The sequence below is a fragment of the Loktanella sp. PT4BL genome (assembly GCF_003201935.1).
GTDB lineage: Bacteria > Pseudomonadota > Alphaproteobacteria > Rhodobacterales > Rhodobacteraceae > Yoonia.
The window spans coordinates 723,496-739,732 of record NZ_QJJL01000001.1; the positions used below are offsets into that span (position 1 = coordinate 723,496).

The 16,237-nt window shown below is 58.3% G+C and carries 18 protein-coding genes; 17 read left to right on the forward strand and 1 reads right to left on the reverse strand.

Annotated features, from left to right (window positions below):
* Positions 1-29: 29 nt before the first annotated feature.
* Together C7964_RS03505 and C7964_RS03510 are read left to right on the forward strand one after the other, a co-directional pair.
* Entirely contained in the window at positions 30-908 is an 879-nt protein-coding gene (locus tag C7964_RS03505) for a 50S ribosomal protein L11 methyltransferase (RefSeq protein ID WP_110278555.1), read from the forward strand.
* A gap of 66 nt (positions 909-974) precedes the next feature.
* Positions 975-1,355 carry a hypothetical protein gene (locus tag C7964_RS03510; protein WP_286163734.1) on the forward strand — a complete coding sequence of 127 codons (381 nt, stop codon included), beginning with the start codon at positions 975-977 and terminating at the stop codon, positions 1,353-1,355.
* Between the two features lie 74 nt (positions 1,356-1,429).
* Here the strand turns inward: C7964_RS03510 and C7964_RS03515 are convergent, their stop codons facing one another.
* Positions 1,430-1,639, reverse strand: a complete 210-nt coding sequence (locus C7964_RS03515; RefSeq protein ID WP_055296229.1) for a DUF1127 domain-containing protein — start codon at positions 1,637-1,639, stop codon at positions 1,430-1,432.
* A 310-nt stretch (positions 1,640-1,949) separates the two neighbouring features.
* Here C7964_RS03515 and ruvC point away from each other — a divergent pair, with 310 nt between their 5' ends.
* The 15 genes from ruvC to C7964_RS03590 all read left to right on the forward strand — a co-directional run bounded on the left by ruvC (position 1,950) and on the right by C7964_RS03590 (position 16,204).
* Positions 1,950-2,456, forward strand: a complete 507-nt coding sequence (ruvC, locus tag C7964_RS03520; RefSeq protein ID WP_110278258.1) for a crossover junction endodeoxyribonuclease RuvC — start codon at positions 1,950-1,952, stop codon at positions 2,454-2,456.
* A complete protein-coding gene (ruvA, locus tag C7964_RS03525) occupies positions 2,453-3,112 on the forward strand; it encodes a Holliday junction branch migration protein RuvA (RefSeq protein WP_110278259.1) in 660 nt (219 codons plus the stop codon). The genes ruvC and ruvA overlap by 4 nt, the downstream gene beginning before the upstream one ends.
* A gap of 9 nt (positions 3,113-3,121) precedes the next feature.
* Positions 3,122-4,141: a Holliday junction branch migration DNA helicase RuvB gene (ruvB, locus tag C7964_RS03530; RefSeq protein WP_110278557.1), complete on the forward strand. Its 1,020-nt coding sequence runs from the start codon at positions 3,122-3,124 to the stop codon at positions 4,139-4,141.
* Positions 4,142-4,170: 29 nt separating this feature from the next.
* Complete coding sequence (locus C7964_RS03535) at positions 4,171-4,800, forward strand: hypothetical protein (protein ID WP_286163736.1); 630 nt, start codon at positions 4,171-4,173, stop codon at positions 4,798-4,800.
* Positions 4,797-5,183: a tol-pal system-associated acyl-CoA thioesterase gene (gene ybgC / locus C7964_RS03540; RefSeq protein ID WP_110278260.1), complete on the forward strand. Its 387-nt coding sequence runs from the start codon at positions 4,797-4,799 to the stop codon at positions 5,181-5,183. The genes C7964_RS03535 and ybgC overlap by 4 nt, the downstream gene beginning before the upstream one ends.
* A gap of 113 nt (positions 5,184-5,296) precedes the next feature.
* A complete protein-coding gene (tolQ, locus tag C7964_RS03545; protein ID WP_181417095.1) occupies positions 5,297-5,971 on the forward strand; it encodes a protein TolQ in 675 nt (224 codons plus the stop codon).
* 1 nt (position 5,972) lies between these two features.
* The gene (locus C7964_RS03550) at positions 5,973-6,449 is read left to right on the forward strand and encodes an ExbD/TolR family protein (RefSeq protein WP_110278261.1); all 477 of its coding nucleotides are present in this window, start codon (positions 5,973-5,975) and stop codon (positions 6,447-6,449) included.
* A 3-nt stretch (positions 6,450-6,452) separates the two neighbouring features.
* Positions 6,453-7,571, forward strand: a complete 1,119-nt coding sequence (gene tolA, locus C7964_RS03555; protein WP_110278262.1) for a cell envelope integrity protein TolA — start codon at positions 6,453-6,455, stop codon at positions 7,569-7,571.
* A 105-nt stretch (positions 7,572-7,676) separates the two neighbouring features.
* Positions 7,677-8,993 (forward strand): Tol-Pal system beta propeller repeat protein TolB, encoded by a 1,317-nt coding sequence (gene tolB, locus C7964_RS03560; RefSeq protein ID WP_110278263.1) that lies wholly within the window; start codon positions 7,677-7,679, stop codon positions 8,991-8,993.
* Between the two features lie 79 nt (positions 8,994-9,072).
* Positions 9,073-9,600: a peptidoglycan-associated lipoprotein Pal gene (gene pal / locus C7964_RS03565; protein WP_110278264.1), complete on the forward strand. Its 528-nt coding sequence runs from the start codon at positions 9,073-9,075 to the stop codon at positions 9,598-9,600.
* A 22-nt stretch (positions 9,601-9,622) separates the two neighbouring features.
* Positions 9,623-10,435 carry a tol-pal system protein YbgF gene (gene ybgF / locus C7964_RS03570; protein ID WP_110278265.1) on the forward strand — a complete coding sequence of 271 codons (813 nt, stop codon included), beginning with the start codon at positions 9,623-9,625 and terminating at the stop codon, positions 10,433-10,435.
* A complete protein-coding gene (gene tilS, locus C7964_RS03575; RefSeq protein ID WP_110278266.1) occupies positions 10,426-11,700 on the forward strand; it encodes a tRNA lysidine(34) synthetase TilS in 1,275 nt (424 codons plus the stop codon). Before ybgF ends, tilS begins: the two co-directional genes overlap by 10 nt.
* 79 nt (positions 11,701-11,779) lie before the next feature.
* Positions 11,780-13,699, forward strand: a complete 1,920-nt coding sequence (ftsH, locus tag C7964_RS03580; protein ID WP_502693549.1) for an ATP-dependent zinc metalloprotease FtsH — start codon at positions 11,780-11,782, stop codon at positions 13,697-13,699.
* A 107-nt stretch (positions 13,700-13,806) separates the two neighbouring features.
* Entirely contained in the window at positions 13,807-14,385 is a 579-nt protein-coding gene (locus C7964_RS03585; RefSeq protein ID WP_110278267.1) for an MOSC domain-containing protein, read from the forward strand.
* A 142-nt stretch (positions 14,386-14,527) separates the two neighbouring features.
* Entirely contained in the window at positions 14,528-16,204 is a 1,677-nt protein-coding gene (locus tag C7964_RS03590; RefSeq protein WP_110278561.1) for a formate--tetrahydrofolate ligase, read from the forward strand.
* Positions 16,205-16,237: the final 33 nt, after the last annotated feature.

A 16,237-nucleotide genomic window follows, 5' to 3' on the forward strand; every position in this document is an offset into this window, starting at 1 on the left:
GGAAAGTGAACCAGCGCAAGGGCAAGATGATGATTACCTATTCGGCTTTGACAACGATCACCGGTGAAGACCCGGCCTATGCCTTGGCCGAAGCGATTGAAGGGCTCGAGCCGGAACCGACAGGCGTAGGTGTCTTCGAGATTGAAGACGGATCAGGCCTTTGGGAGGTCGCGGCCTACTTTATGGACCGGCCCGATGCCGGAGCGCTCGCCGTGCTATCGGCACTCTATGACGCAAAGCCCTTTAATATCTCGGAAATCCCCGAACAGGATTGGGTGTCAAAAGTGCAGCGGGAACTGTCCCCTGTGCAGGCAGGACGGTTCTTCGTCTACGGCACGCATGATGCAGACAAGGTGCCAGCCGATAAGATCCCTTTGCTGATTGATGCGGCCATGGCCTTTGGCACTGGGCATCATGGTACAACAAAGGGCTGTCTCGAGGCCTTCGACAAGTTACTGACGGACGGTTTCGCCGGAAAGAATATTCTGGATGTGGGTTGCGGCACGGCAGTGCTGGCGATGGCCGCTGCCAAAGCGCTGCCTGATACGGTTCTCGCCAGTGATATTGACCCGACCGCCGTTGAAGTGGCGCAGGCCAATGTTGTCAGCAACGGGCTGCAGGACCGCGTGAACTGCGTTGTCGCAGCCGGTTTCGGAGCGCCTGTCCTGAAAGACAGTGCACCATATGACCTGATCTTCGCGAATATCCTCAAGGCTCCGCTGATCGGTCTGGCGCCGGATATGGGAGCCAATATCGCAAACGGCGGCTATGCGATTCTATCGGGGATTCTCAATGAGCAGGCTGACGAGGTGATCGCCGTCTATGCTCAAAACGGGTTCAATCTGATTGAACGGCATGTGATTGTTGACTGGACGACGCTAATTTTAGGCAAAGTTTCGTCCAAATAGGGCCATATTGCCCAGATTAATTGAAAATTCACGCGGTTGGTGCGAATGTAAAGATGTTGTTGTATTATGAGTAACCGTCAAACTTTGGAGGATGATTCGGTGCAAGCCCACGTCCCTTTTGATAAAAGACTGAAAAAGATCGTCCGTCGCCATGAAAAAATGGCGAACGGCGTTGTGCGGACAGTAAACTCTGACGGGTTGATCGTGGCCAAGCCGCGGCTCTACCGCCCGCGCTTCCCGCTCAAAGGTCTGTTGGCGGTTCTCTTCCTTGGCTTCCTGTTCAAGGGGTTCCTGTTCGCTTATCTGGGCGAAGCAGCCTACGGTGAGCGCGTTGCGGCACTGCAAGGCGGCACCGTACTTGAACAGGCCGGCGCTTGGGTGATGCAGCCCGATCCTGTGACCATGGTTGCAGCTGCGGGTATCGCAACAGTGCTGCCGCAGAACTAAGCCAGCATAACAGAAAACGAAAAGGCCGCGTTCCAAATGGACGCGGCCTTTCGCTTTTGGTCGGTCGCTTTTGCTTAGCGTGCGGTGCGTGTCGCGATTTCTTCGATGTCGCCATATGTCAGGCCGATATCGTCCAGCTCACGGGCTGTCAGCTTGGACAGCGAATTGCGCGTGATACGGGCATCATTCCATGCAGCAACGGCGCTGAACATGTTCATGAAGAAACCAGAAATCTTGCCAGCGGATTGGCCAGCGACGGGGCGGGTTGTGTCAAAAGAGGCCATGGCCATATTCCTATTGTCTATGCTGCAGGTGCAGCGTTGATCTGATAGGGGGCATCTATGAGGGAAAGCACGGGTTGACTAGTGCCATCTTAGCATGGGTCATATGCGTTTTCATCATGCCTCATTTTTGTGCATATGCTGCCGCAAAGTATTTATTTATAAGGGTTTAATGGAGGCGCTTTTCACCCTTTGAGTGCCGCATTCAGGCGGTGTGACCTTTTCGGCGCATAACTGGCGCTATGCCAAGCCTCTTGGTCTTTGTTCGCGTTTTGTGCTAGCGATGCTCTTAGAACAAAAAAAGAGGCGAGCGATGCGTGTTTTGGGGATCGATCCGGGCCTGCGGAATATGGGTTGGGGTATTATCGACGTGGCCGGATCACGGCTGACACATGTGGCCAACGGGATCTGTCACTCGCAGGTGGGTGATATGGCCGACCGCCTTTTGTCATTGCATGAGCAACTGACTGCAGTCTTGCAAAAGTACCAGCCACAGGCGGCGGCAGTCGAACAGACCTTTGTCAACAAGGACGGGGCAGGGACGCTGAAACTGGGTCAGGCGCGCGGTATTGCGATGCTGGTACCTGCGCAGGCGGGTCTTGTTGTTGGTGAATACGCCCCCAATGCTGTCAAGAAGGCCGTGGTGGGTGTTGGCCATGCTGACAAGGTACAGGTCGCGCATATGGTCAAAGTGCAATTGCCCGGTGTGCAACTGGCCGGGCCTGATGCGGCCGATGCGCTTGCCATCGCGATCTGTCATTCGTTTCACGTACAGTCTTCCAGCAGCCTTGCTGCCGCATTGGCAAAGGCTGGCGCATGATTGGCAAGATTGCAGGACGGCTGGACTATCGCAGCACTGATCATGTGCTGATTGATGTGCGCGGCGTGGGGTATATTGTTTATGTCTCTGATCGCGTGATGGCGGGCCTGCCCGCCAATGGCGAGGCGGTGGCGCTCTATACCGATTTGTTGGTGCGTGAAGATAACTTGCAGCTATTCGGTTTTACTACGCTTGTTGAAAAGGAATGGCACCGTCTATTGATGTCGGTGCAGGGCATTGGGGCTAAGGCGTCGATGGCGATCTTGGGCACTTTGGGGGCCGATGGCGTCAGCCGCGCGATTGCGCTGGGCGATTGGAATGCTGTGGCCAAGGCCAAAGGTGTCGGCCCCAAGACCGCGCAGCGCGTGACGATTGAATTAAAGGACAAGGCCCCCGGTGTGATGGCGATGGGTGGATCTGTCGCCGAGGCGCTGGGCGATGACGTGATCGAGGTGGATGCGCCCAAAGCCCCGCGTAAGGCGGCAGTATCGCAGGGCAATCCGGCAAGTGCAGAGGCGTTGTCGGCGCTTGGGAACCTTGGCTATGCGCCGGGTGAGGCCGCGAGTGCCGTGGCTGAAGCTGCAGGGGCCACGCCGGATGCGGATACATCGACCCTGATCCGTGCTGCCTTGAAATTGCTGGCACCAAAGGGGTAGGGGATGGCGATGGACCAGCCTGACCCAACATTGCGCGCGGCCCCACGGCCAGAGGATGAAGACCGCGCGCTGCGGCCGCAGACGCTCGACGCGTTTATCGGCCAGCAGGCGGCGCGGGCCAACCTGTCGGTGTTTCTGGAAAGTGCGCGCAGGCGCGGCGAGGCGATGGACCATACCCTGTTTCATGGCCCGCCCGGATTGGGCAAGACCACGCTCGCCCAGATTATGGCGCGCGAATTGGGGGTGAATTTCCGGATGACTTCGGGGCCGGTTCTGGCCAAGGCGGGTGATCTTGCGGCGATCCTGACCAATCTGGAAGCGCGGGATGTCTTGTTTATCGACGAAATCCACCGGCTTAATCCGGCGGTGGAAGAGGTGCTTTATCCCGCGCTGGAGGATTTCGAGCTTGATCTGGTGATCGGCGAAGGCCCTGCGGCGCGCACCGTGCGGATTGAATTGCAGCCCTTTACGCTTGTGGGGGCGACCACGCGGATGGGGCTTTTGACCACGCCATTGCGGGATCGTTTCGGCATTCCGACGCGCTTGGAATTTTACACCGAAGATGAATTGCACGAAATCGTCACGCGCGGCGCGCGCCTGATGGGCGCACCTGCCGCCCCTGAAGGCGCACGCGAGATCGCCCGCCGTGCCCGTGGTACGCCGCGCATCGCGGGCCGTTTGCTACGCCGTGTGGTGGATTTTGCGATTGTCGAGGGGGATGGAACGGTCACCCAGGCCATTGCGGATAGTGCCTTGACCCGTCTTGGCGTGGATCATCTGGGCCTTGATAATGCCGACCGTCGCTATCTGCGGCTGATTGCGGAGAGCTACGCAGGCGGGCCTGTGGGGGTCGAGACGCTTTCTGCGGCCCTGTCGGAAAGCCGTGATAGTCTGGAAGATGTGATAGAGCCCTATCTGCTGCAAAAAGGTTTGATCCAGCGTACGCCAAGAGGCCGGATGCTGGCGCAGCTTGCTTGGACGCATCTGGGGCTGAACGCGCCCAAATCGCAGACGGATTTATTTGGTTGAAGGGGCAGATGCCTCCGGCGGAAGTTTGAATGGACATGGAAAATCAGGCGATAGAGCAGCTTTTTACCCGCGCGGACGAGGCCTATGTGTTTGCCCGCTGGGGGCGGCCGATCGTGCCGGTGGTGTTCGGGGTCGATGATGCCACACTGGCGGTTTTCAAAGGCGCGATCGAGGCTGTGGTGACACTGGCGTCGCATCAGATGGCCGAGACGGATATGGAATTGGGTGCGAACCTGATGGTGTTTTTCTGTCATGATTGGGACGAGATGACCGAGGTGCCGCATCTGGACAAATTGGTGCCTGATCTTGCGCCGTTGGTAGGACGTTTGAAGCAGGCCGACGCCAATCAATACCGGATTTTCCGGTTTGATGAGGCGGGCGCGATACGGGCGGCCTTTGTGTTTCTGCGCATGGACGATCATCTGGCGGCGGTGCCTGCGGATACGTTGGCGCTAAGCCAGGCAGTGCAGACGATACTGTTGTGGTCGGATACGGCATTTGACGAGATACCGCCTTTGGCGATGATTGGGGATAAGGCGATGTTGCGTCCTGAAATCGCGGATGTGATCCGTGCGGCCTATGATCCGGTCATGCCAGCAATGGCGCGCGATGCCAGCCATGCTTTGCGGATCGCGGCGCGGGTGCAAAAGGCATCATGACGCATCAATTTCCTATCCGCGTCTATTACGAAGACACCGATCTGGCGGGCATTGTCTATTATGCAAATTACCTGAAATTCATCGAACGCGCGCGCAGTGAATGGGTGCGCGAGTTGGGTGTCGATCAGGTGCAGATGAAGGCAGACGGGCTGGTGTTCGCTGTCCGCCGGGTCGAGGCCGATTATCTGCTGCCGGCGAAATATGATGATGAACTTGTGGTGCACACGACCATGCAGCCGGGATCGGGTGCGCGTCTGGTTGTTAAGCAAGACGTCATGCGCGGTGATGTCGTACTGTTTTCCGCGATCGTCACCATCATTTGTATGACTGTTGAGGGTGCTGTTGCCCGTCTTCCGGCAGTGATCCGCCGGTTTGTGCATTAAAAACCGCTCGATTTCGCGAAAGTGATGCGGGATTGGTTGGATTTCTGTAAGTTGATGCGATACGTTGAGGCGTAATCAGAACCCAAAATCGGGCCTACAGGCAGAGCAGGCATATGGAAGCAGCACACGAATTCACCATGTGGGCGTTATTCGCGCGCGCCACAATTACTGTTAAAATCGTCATGATCATGTTGGTCCTGGCATCCGTGTGGTGCTGGGCCGTGATTATCGACAAGATCATCCAATATCGCAAAGCGCGCGCCGAGGCTGAGGTGTTTGACCGTGCATTCTGGTCGGGTGAGCCGCTGGACGGATTGTTCGAGCAGATCGGGGCTGACCCCGAGGGGGCATCGGAAAAGATATTTGCCGCAGGTATGCTGGAATGGCGCAGATCGCACAGGCAGGATGGCGGATTGATTGCGGGTGCGACCGCGCGGATTGACCGCTCGATGGATGTGGCGATCGTGAAAGAGGCGGCGCGTTTGCAAAAGGGCCTCCCAATTCTGGCGACCGTAGGCTCCACCGCTCCGTTTGTGGGGCTGTTTGGGACCGTCTGGGGCATCATGAATGCCTTTATCGAGATCGCCGAGGCGCAGACCACCAATCTGGCTGTTGTCGCACCGGGCATCGCCGAGGCTTTGTTGGCGACCGGTCTTGGCCTTCTGGCCGCGATCCCGGCCGTCATTTATTACAACAAGCTTTCATCGGATAGTGACCAGATCGTCAGCGGCTATGAGGCCTTTGCCGATGAATTCGCCACGATCCTGAGCCGCCAGTTGGACAGCTAAGATGAGCGCGGGGGTCATGAAATCAGGCGATGACGGAGGCAGACGCCGCCGTCGCCGCTCGCGGCGCGGACAGCCGATGTCCGAGATCAACGTCACACCCTTTGTCGATGTGATGATGGTGTTGTTGATCATCTTCATGGTGGCCGCACCGCTTTCGGTTGTCGGCATTCCGGTGGAACTGCCCCAGACGTCGGCGACTGCTTTGCCGGGTGATGAAGAAGAGCCGTTGACGGTGACAATCACCAATGATGGCCGCGTATTGATTCAGGAAACCGATACCACCGAGGCCGAACTGGTCGCCCGTTTGCAGGCCATTGCCGCAGAGCGCAGCAGCGACAAGATCTTCTTGCGCGCAGATGGCCGCAACGATTGGAACCGTGTGGCCGAGGTGATGGGCCTGTTGAACGCTGGCGGGTTCTCGGACATTGGTCTTGTGACCGATATCGCGCCGCCCGCCACAGGCGGCTCTGACGGGTAAATCATGACAACGCCGGGCACCATCATTTCGGGGATTGGCCATGTCGGGCTGATCGGCTGGCTGATTGTCGGCTGGGGGATGTCGTCTGAACCGTTGCAGATACAGACGATGGATGTCTCGCTGGTGTCCGGTGATCAATTTGAACAGATGCGTGCCCGCACGACGCCCCAGCCAGGGTTGGCTGATCCGGCGGCCCCCGTTCCGCCGGTGATCGAAGAGACCCCGCCGCCGCAGCCTGCAGAAGAAGCGACTGTTGAACCTGCCCCGCCGCCTGCGCCGATCGAGCCGCCCGCGGCAGAAGCGCCGCCGCCACCCCCTCCGCCTGCTCCGCCGCAGGCCGAAGTTGTGGATGCGCCACCCGCAGAGCCTGCGCCGCCCGTCACTCCGCCACCGACACCGGATGTACAGGTGAGTGAGACCCCGACGCCACCACAGGCACCGACAGTCGCCTCGACTATTTCCGCGCCCCCTCCGCCTGATGCACGGGTGGATGATGTGGTGCGCGAAGAGGTTGTGCCGGACAACAGCGCCGAGGCCGAGGTTGTGGCCGAAGAGCAAGAGGCCACTGCACCTGAAGAGACGACAACGGCGATCGTGATCGAGGATCTGGCTCCGACCACATCTATCCGCCCGTCAACGCGTCCCAGCCGCCCTGCGCCACCGCAACAGACGGCAGCGGCGCAACAGGAGCCTGCCCCAACCCAACCGACGCAGACGGAACCTGCCGTGCGCGAAGATGACGTCGCAGATGCTTTGGCCGCAGCTTTGGCAAGTGCTGCTGATGCCCCTGCCATTGCAGCCGGTCCGCCGATGACTGGGTCCGAGCGTGACAGCTTCCGCCTGTCGGTGAACCGCTGCTGGAACGTTGATCCTGGATCGGTTGCGGCACGTGTAACAGTTGAGGTGGGCTTTAGCCTTGATCGCGAGGGCCGCGTAATCGGCAACGAAGTCCGCCTTATGTCATCTGACGGTGACCAGAGCGCCACCAACACCGCATTTGAGGCCGCGCGCCGCGCGATCCTGCGGTGTCAATCCGGGGGCTATCAGCTTCCCGCCGACAAATACGACCAATGGCAGGACGTTGTGATCACCTTTGATCCAAGCGGGATGCGGTTGCGATAGGCAAAGACACGCGTAGGTGAGGTGAAATGGTTTTTTCCCCCTGCCATAATGAGGAAAGACAGTGCAGATTCGGGCAGGGTTCCGGTGAGGCAGAGTGAGGCAAAAATGATAAAACGACTTTTGACAGTTTTGATGGCCTTGATGCTGGCAGGGCCGGTGATGGCGCAAAGCGGCCCCTTGCGGCTGACCATCACGGATGGTGTGATTGAGCCAATCACCTTTGCCGTGCCAAGTTTTGAGGCCGAAACACCTGCCGCACAGCAAGCGGCCTCGGATATTTCACGCCTTGTGGTGCAGGACCTCGCGGGCACCGGCCTTTTCCGAGAAGTGCCCGCCACGGCCTTTATTTCGCAGATCAGTTCCTTTGTGCAGCCTGTCGCCTTTGCAGACTGGCGCGCGATCAACGCGCAGGCCCTGATTGTCGGGGCGGTTACGGTGAACGGGGATCAGCTCACAGTGAAATTCCGTCTGTATGACGTCTTCTCTGGCCAAGAGCTGGGGCAGGGTCTGCAATTTGCGGGCACCACTGCCGGATGGCGGCGCATGGGGCACAAGGTTGCGGATGCGGTCTATAGCCGGATTACCGGCGAGGGCGGTTATTTTGACAGCCGCGTTGTGTTTGTCTCTGAGACTGGACCCAAGGATAACCGTCAAAAGCGCCTTGCGATCATGGATTTTGATGGCGCGAACGTACAGTTCCTGACAGACAGCAGCAGCATTGTGCTTGCCCCCCGCTTTTCCCCCAGTGGCGACCGCGTGCTTTACACCAGTTTCGAAAGCGGATTTCCGCGGATCAACGTGTTGAACGTGGCCAACGTGGACCGCCAGCAGTTACAGACGGCCCCCGGAGAGATGGCCTTTAGCCCGCGCTTTTCCCGCGATGGGCGGCAGGTGATTTATAGTCTTTCGAATGGCGGCAATACCGACATCTACCGCACCGATCTGGCAACCGGCCAGCATGTGCGCCTGACCTCGGCGCCTTCCATCGAAACCGCGCCAAGCCTGTCACCGGATGGTAGCCAGATTGTTTTCGAAAGCGACCGTTCCGGCAACCAGCAGCTTTACATCATGTCCGCCAATGGCGGTGAGGCGCGGCGCATTTCCTTTGGCGAGGGGCGCTATGGCACGCCTGTCTGGTCGCCGCGCGGTGATCTTGTGGCCTTTACCAAACAAAACGCTGGGCGGTTCCATATCGGCGTGATGCGCACTGATGGCTCGGAAGAGCGTTTGCTCACCTCGTCATTCCTTGATGAAGGGCCGACGTGGTCGCCCAACGGTCGCGTCATCATGTTCAGCCGAGAAACCCAAGGGGCGGCCGGGACCTCATCAATGTATTCGGTTGATATTTCGGGTCGCAACCTCAAGGCCGTGCCTTTGCCAAGCGGCGCGTCCGATCCTTCATGGGGCCCGTTGCAGCCGTAACGATGTGTGATTCCCTAATGGTGAAAGCCATGCTAGAGTAAGAAAAAAACCGAGCAGTTATGAAACAGGATGAAACCCTATGACACTTTTTAAGACAACGGCGGTTGTGCTCTTGGTGCTGGCAACAGCAGCATGTACGAACCCTGATCGCTTTGGCGCTGGCCGCGATGGCGGCGCCGGTGCCGGCGCGAATGCAGGTATGGGCGTCGGTATGGCCGGATCGGCAAGCGACCCGACAAGCCCGCTCTTCTTTAACCAGACCATCGGTGATCGTGTTCTGTTTGCAGTGGATTCATCCACGATCACGCCCGCAGGCCAGACCATTCTTGACGGGCAGGCGCAGTGGTTGCTGACGAACGCAGATTACCGCGCGGTAATCGAAGGCCACGCCGATGAACAGGGTACACGTGAATACAACCTCGCGCTGGGCCAGCGCCGTGCAAATGCGGTGCGTGAATACCTTGTCTCGCGTGGTGTTCCATCGAGCCGTTTGCAAGTGACAAGCTTTGGCAAGGAACGCCCGATTGCGATTTGTTCAGAGGAAAGCTGCTATGCGCAGAACCGTCGCGCCGTCACCGTTCTGTCGTTCTCTGCGATGACAAGCTGATCAAGACCTGAAGGAAGCCCATATGTTGTACCGTCTTGCTGTTGTCTGCGCTTTGCTGATCTCGCCGCTTCCTGCCGTTGCGCAGCAAGAAACCTTGGCGGATATCAGGCAACAGTTGACGGTGCTTTTCGTTGATGTGCAGCGTCTGAAACGTGAATTGTCGACGACAGGCGGGCTTGGTGCAGGCGTTGCGGGCAATACACCGCTTGATCGTCTGAACGCGATCGAGGCGGAGTTGCAGCGCCTGACGTCGAACACCGAACAGCTCGAATTCCGTGTGAACAGCATTACTGCCGATGCGAATAATCGTATCGGTGATCTGAACTTCCGCCTTTGTGAGCTCGAGCCGGGCTGTGATATCGGCCAGCTGGACGATACGCCTTTGGGCGGCATTGAAGTGCCGGGTGCTGTTGCGCCGGTAACGAACCAGAACACAGGCGGGCCAGCCTTGGCGATTGGTGAACAAAGCGACATCGAGCGGGCCCAGGAGGCGCTCGCTGCGGGTGACTTTCGCAGCGCCCTTGACCAGCTTGAGACCTTTGTCGCGACCTACCCGGGTAGTCCGCTGACCTCTGATGCGAATTATCTGCGCGGCGAGGCTTTGGAAGGTTTGGGTGAAATGACAAATGCGGCGCGTGCTTATCTTGATGCCTTCTCCGGCAACCCGACAGGACCAAAGGCGCCGGATGCCTTGTTCAAACTGGGCTCTTCGCTTGGCAAGATCGGTCAGACACAAGATGCCTGCCTGACACTTGCCGAAGTCAACGTCCGTTTCCCCGGCAACGCGACCGTGCTTGACGCCCAGATGGAAATGCAAGCCTTGGGATGCCAGTAAACCGGCCGTTGGACAGTGTAGAGGCGCGGTTCCAGACTGCAATCGCGGCTTCAGGCAAATCTGACCAAGCTATTGGCCTTGCTGTTTCGGGCGGTGGCGATTCCATTGCATTGATGCAGTTGGCCGCGCGGTTTCGTCCAGCAGGTAAGCTTTTCGCGATTTCGATTGATCATGGTCTCCGCCCCGAAGCGAAAGACGAGATCGCCTTGGTGGCCGTACAGGCCATGACCCTTGGCATTGATCATGCGGTCGTCAATTGGACATGGGCCGGCAAAGGCAATCTACAGGCCGCCGCCCGCGAGGGGCGCTGGGCCGCCGTGCGTGACTGGGCCCTGATGCATGATCTGCGCACGGTCTGGTTCGGTCATACCGAGGATGATCAGGTTGAGACGCTCCTGATGCGGTTGGCTCGGGGCTCTGGCATTGATGGTCTCACTGCGATGTATCCGATGACGCAGCGTGACGGTCTGCAAGTGTTCCGTCCGCTTTTGGGCCTGTCGCGGGCCGATCTTCGCGCGTGGTTGACGCAACAGAAGATCACATGGGCCGAAGACCCCAGCAACGAAGACCCACGATTTGACCGCGTGCGCGCGCGCCAGATGTTCGCACAGCTGGAAACCTTGGGCATGACACGCAAACGGTTGCTGCAAACCGTCGACCACATGCAGGCGGCACATTTGTCATTGCAAGAGGCTGCGCTCGGCTTTGCCAAGCTGCATGTGCGGCAAGATGCAGGTGATCTTATCCTGGCACCTGCCGCACTTGATCTTGGCAAGGCCGATGCACCACGTCGTGTCATGGCTGCTGCGTTTGCTTGGGTGGGCAGCCGCAACTACCGGCCGCGTTTTGAGCAATTACTGGAAACGGTCGCGCAGGCGCGCAAGGGCGCTACGATTACCTTGGGCGGTTGCATCATGACACCTTGTGAAGCGGGCGCAGTCCGCCTGATGCGTGAGGCGGCGGCGACTACTTCCGCTGTGCGCTTGCAATCGGATGCAGGACGACCCTTGGGTGTATTTTGGGATAAACGCTGGTTCCTTGAGGGGCCTGTGCACGATGATTTGACCTTCAAGGCGCTGGGCTCAGGGGTCAAGGAGTGCCCCGATTGGCGCGATGCTGGCGTCCCGCGCGCGTCTCTGATGGCCTCGCCTTCGGTCTGGCAGGGGGGGCGTTTGATCGCGGCACCTTTGGCCGGTTTATCGAACGAATGGTCTGCGCGGATTGTCGCGGATTTCCATACATCGGCGTTTGCCATTGAAGATTGAGGTTTAACCTCTATTTTAGTTGAAACGCTTGTGCGGCGACTCTGTCGTCCCACTTCCCCATTTCAAAGGAGTTTCCCCCTTGGGCAACGCGCGTAACATGGTCTTTTGGGTCGTCCTGTTCCTTATGGTTCTGGCCCTGTTCAATCTCTTCAGCAGTCCGCAGGGCGCCACGAATAGTGAGACGCGCAGCTACTCTGCTTTTGTCGAAGCCGTCGAAGGTGGCAGCGTAACAAGCGCCGTCATTGATGGTGAGAATATCCGCTTCACCGAAGCAGGTCGCAGCTTTACAACGATCCGCCCGCAAGATGCTGAAGTCACGCAGCTTTTGCTGGCCGCTGGCGTGCCGGTTGAAGCCCGCAGCCAGGAAACATCGGTATTCCAGTCATTCCTGCTCAGCCTGCTTCCCTTCCTGCTTTTGATCGGTGTTTGGATCTATTTCATGAACCGGATGCAGGGCGGCGGCAAAGGTGGTGCGATGGGCTTTGGCAAATCGCGGGCAAAGCTGCTCACCGAAAAACACGGGCGCGTCACGTTTGATGATGTCGCGGGCATTGACGAAGCCAAAGAAGAGCTTGAAGAGATCGTCGAATTTTTGCGGAACCCGCAAAAATTCTCGCGTCTTGGTGGTAAAATTCCCAAAGGTGCGCTTCTTGTCGGCCCTCCGGGGACAGGTAAAACGCTGCTTGCGCGCGCAATCGCGGGCGAGGCAGGTGTGCCATTCTTTACGATCTCAGGTTCTGACTTTGTCGAAATGTTTGTTGGTGTGGGTGCATCCCGCGTCCGCGATATGTTCGAGCAGGCCAAGAAAAACGCGCCTTGTATCGTGTTCATCGACGAGATTGACGCAGTTGGCCGTGCACGTGGTGTCGGCATCGGTGGCGGCAACGACGAGCGCGAGCAGACACTGAACCAGCTTCTGGTCGAGATGGACGGTTTTGAAGCCAACGAAGGCGTCATTATTGTTGCGGCGACAAACCGTCGCGACGTGCTTGACCCCGCGCTGTTGCGTCCGGGCCGTTTTGACCGTCAGGTCACGGTACCTAACCCCGATATCAAAGGTCGCGAAAAGATTTTGGGCGTGCATGCGCGTAAAATCCCGCTGGGCCCTGATGTGGATCTGCGCATCATCGCGCGCGGTTCTCCGGGTTTCTCCGGTGCCGATTTGGCGAACCTTGTGAACGAAGCTGCCCTGATGGCAGCGCGCGTGGGACGCCGTTTTGTGACGATGGTCGACTTCGAAAGCGCCAAGGATAAAGTCATGATGGGGGCCGAGCGCCGATCCATGGTGATGACTGCCGAGCAAAAGGAGATGACCGCCTATCACGAAGCAGGCCATGCGATTGTCGGGATCACGCTGCCGAAATGTGATCCGGTATATAAGGCCACCATCATTCCGCGCGGTGGTGCTTTGGGCATGGTGATGAGCCTGCCCGAGATGGACCGCCTGAACATGTTCCGTGATGAATGCCACCAGCGTCTGGCCATGACCATGGCAGGCAAGGCGGCGGAAACGATCAAATACGGTGCCGATCAGGTCAGCAACGGCCCTGCCGGTGATATCCAGCAGGCCAGCCAACTGGCCCGCGCCATGATCCTGCGGTGGGGCATGTCGGATAAGGTCGGCAACATCGACTATTCCGAGGCGCATGAAGGGTATTCCGGCAATACCGCTGGTCTATCGGTATCCGCCCACACCAAAGAGCTGATCGAGGATGAGGTGCGCAGCTTTATCCAGGCCGGTTATGAGTTGGCGTATAAGATCATCACCGAAAAGAACGAAGAGTTCGAGCGTCTGGCGCAGGGGCTGTTGGAGTATGAAACGCTGACCGGTGACGAGATCAAGCGCGTGATGGCGGGTGAACCTCCACAGGCCGGCAACGATAGCGATGATACGCCGTCTGCTGGTGGGACCCCATCGGTCACGGCAATTCCGAAAACCAAGCCCAAGAAGCCGCGCGCTTCTGATGATGGCGGGATGGAACCGGAACCTTCTGCATAAGAACAAAACGCCGCTCTTTACAGAGCGGCGTTTTTCTTTGGTGCCTGCCAATTGAAGCCTTCATTTGTCTGCCGTAAGCATAGGCCAACGACAAAGAGGAGCGCATTATGCCTGCACTGGCCCCCACGAAAATCAGCGGTGAAGTTGTCTGGATCGGCCATGTGCCTGACCGACTTGCTTCGTTGCGCTCGCAAGCGGCGGATATGGCAGAACTGACCTATGCGGGTATTCCGGGTGAAGTGCATGGTGGGCTGACGCGCCCATCCTGTAGCCGTGTTCTAAGCCAGTATCCGCGCAACACCGAAATCCGCAACGTGCGCCAACTGTCGGTAGTCTCTGCCGAGGAACTGGCCGAGATTGCTGCGGATTGCGGGTTGGAAACGCTGGACCCTGCGCTGATCGGCGCGTCTTTGGTGATTGGCGGTATCCCTGACTTTAGTCACCTGCCCCCTTCATCGCGGCTGCAATTCGCGGACGGGTCCATGATTGTTGTTGATATGCAGAACCGCCCCTGCCATCTGCCCGCCAAGGTGATCAATGCCGACCATCCCGGTGCAGGCGACAAATTCAAAACCGCGGCGAAAGGCAAACGCGGCGTGACGGCTTGGGTCGAACGTGAAGGGAAAATCCATCTGGGTGATACCGTTACGTTGCATATCCCTGACCAACGCCCATGGGCCCCTTAGGTTTCCCATCCGACACAAGCAGACGGACTGCCGACGATTCCGGCGGTGAATATGTCGCAATCACAGTGCATGGGGTGATAACCAAGCGATAGAAGCGATCAGGGACACACACGGCAATTGCCAAGAAATGGGTAAGGTTTTCATGGAATATAAGTCTGATATCGAGATCGCGCGCGCCGCACATAAGCGCCCAATTCAGGAAATCGGTGCGAAGCTGGGCATCGAGAGCGACGATCTGCTGCCCTATGGCCACGACAAAGCAAAGGTCAGCCAGCGACTGATCAACGCGGTACAAGACCGCCCCGATGGCAAGCTGATCCTTGTCACTGCAATCAACCCGACACCTGCGGGCGAGGGCAAGACAACCACGACTGTGGGTCTCGGCGACGGTCTCAATGCCATCGGCAAGAAGGCCGCGGTTTGTATTCGCGAAGCCTCGCTCGGGCCGTGTTTCGGTATGAAGGGCGGCGCTGCGGGAGGTGGTTACGCGCAGGTCGTTCCGATGGAAGACATGAACCTCCATTTCACAGGCGATTTCCATGCGATCACCTCGGCGCATAACCTGCTGTCGGCGATGATTGATAACCACATCTACTGGGGCAATGAACTCGAGATTGATATCCGCCGTGTGGTGTGGCGGCGCGTGCTGGACATGAACGACCGCGCTTTGCGTCAGATCACGACGTCTTTGGGCGGTGTGGCCAACGGCTTCCCGCGTGAAGCAGGATTTGACATCACTGTGGCATCCGAGGTCATGGCGATCCTGTGCTTGGCCCGCAATCTGGACGATCTGCAAAAGCGGCTGGGCGATATCATCGTGGCCTACCGCCGCGACCGCACCCCTGTCTACTGCCGTGACATCAAGGCCGATGGCGCGATGACGGTGCTGCTGAAAGACGCGATGCAGCCGAACCTTGTGCAGACACTCGAAAACAATCCCGCCTTTGTGCATGGCGGACCTTTTGCCAATATCGCGCATGGGTGCAACTCGGTCACCGCGACAACAACTGCACTGAAGTTGGCGGACTATGTCGTCACAGAGGCAGGTTTCGGTGCCGATCTGGGTGCCGAGAAATTCATGAACATCAAATGCCGCAAGGCTGGCATCGCACCGTCTTGCGTGGTGGTTGTGGCCACGGTGCGCGCGATGAAAATGAACGGGGGCGTTGCCAAGGCCGACCTTGGGACAGAGAACGTCGCGGCGGTCGAGGCGGGATGCGCCAACCTTGGCCGGCACATCGAGAACGTCAAATCCTTTGGCGTACCGGTCGTCGTGGCGATTAACCACTTTGTCACCGACACCGATGCAGAGGTTGAAGCGGTCAAAGCCTATGTCGCAACCCAAGGGTCCGAGGCGATCCTGTGCAAGCACTGGGCGCTGGGATCAGAAGGCACCAAGGACCTTGCCACGCGCGTTGCCCAGATTGCCGACGCAGGTGAAGCGAATTTCGCACCGATCTATCCCGATGACATGAGCCTTTTTGACAAGATCGACACGATTGCCAAGAAAATCTACCGCGCTGATGGTGTTGTTGTTGATGGCAAAATTCGCGAGCAGTTGAAGACGTGGGAAGAGCAGGGATACGGCAATCTGCCGGTCTGTATGGCCAAGACACAATACAGCTTTACCACCGATCCCACCCAGCGCGGTGCGCCGACAGGGTTCTCGGTACCGGTCCGCGAGGTGCGTTTGAGCGCCGGTGCCGGCTTCATCGTTGCCATCTGCGGTGAGATCATGACCATGCCGGGCCTGCCGCGTGTGCCTTCGGCCGAGCAGATCATGCTGAATGATGCAGGCGAGATCGAAGGGCTGTTCTAACTGATACGGGCGGGGCCATGCCCCGCCCATTTC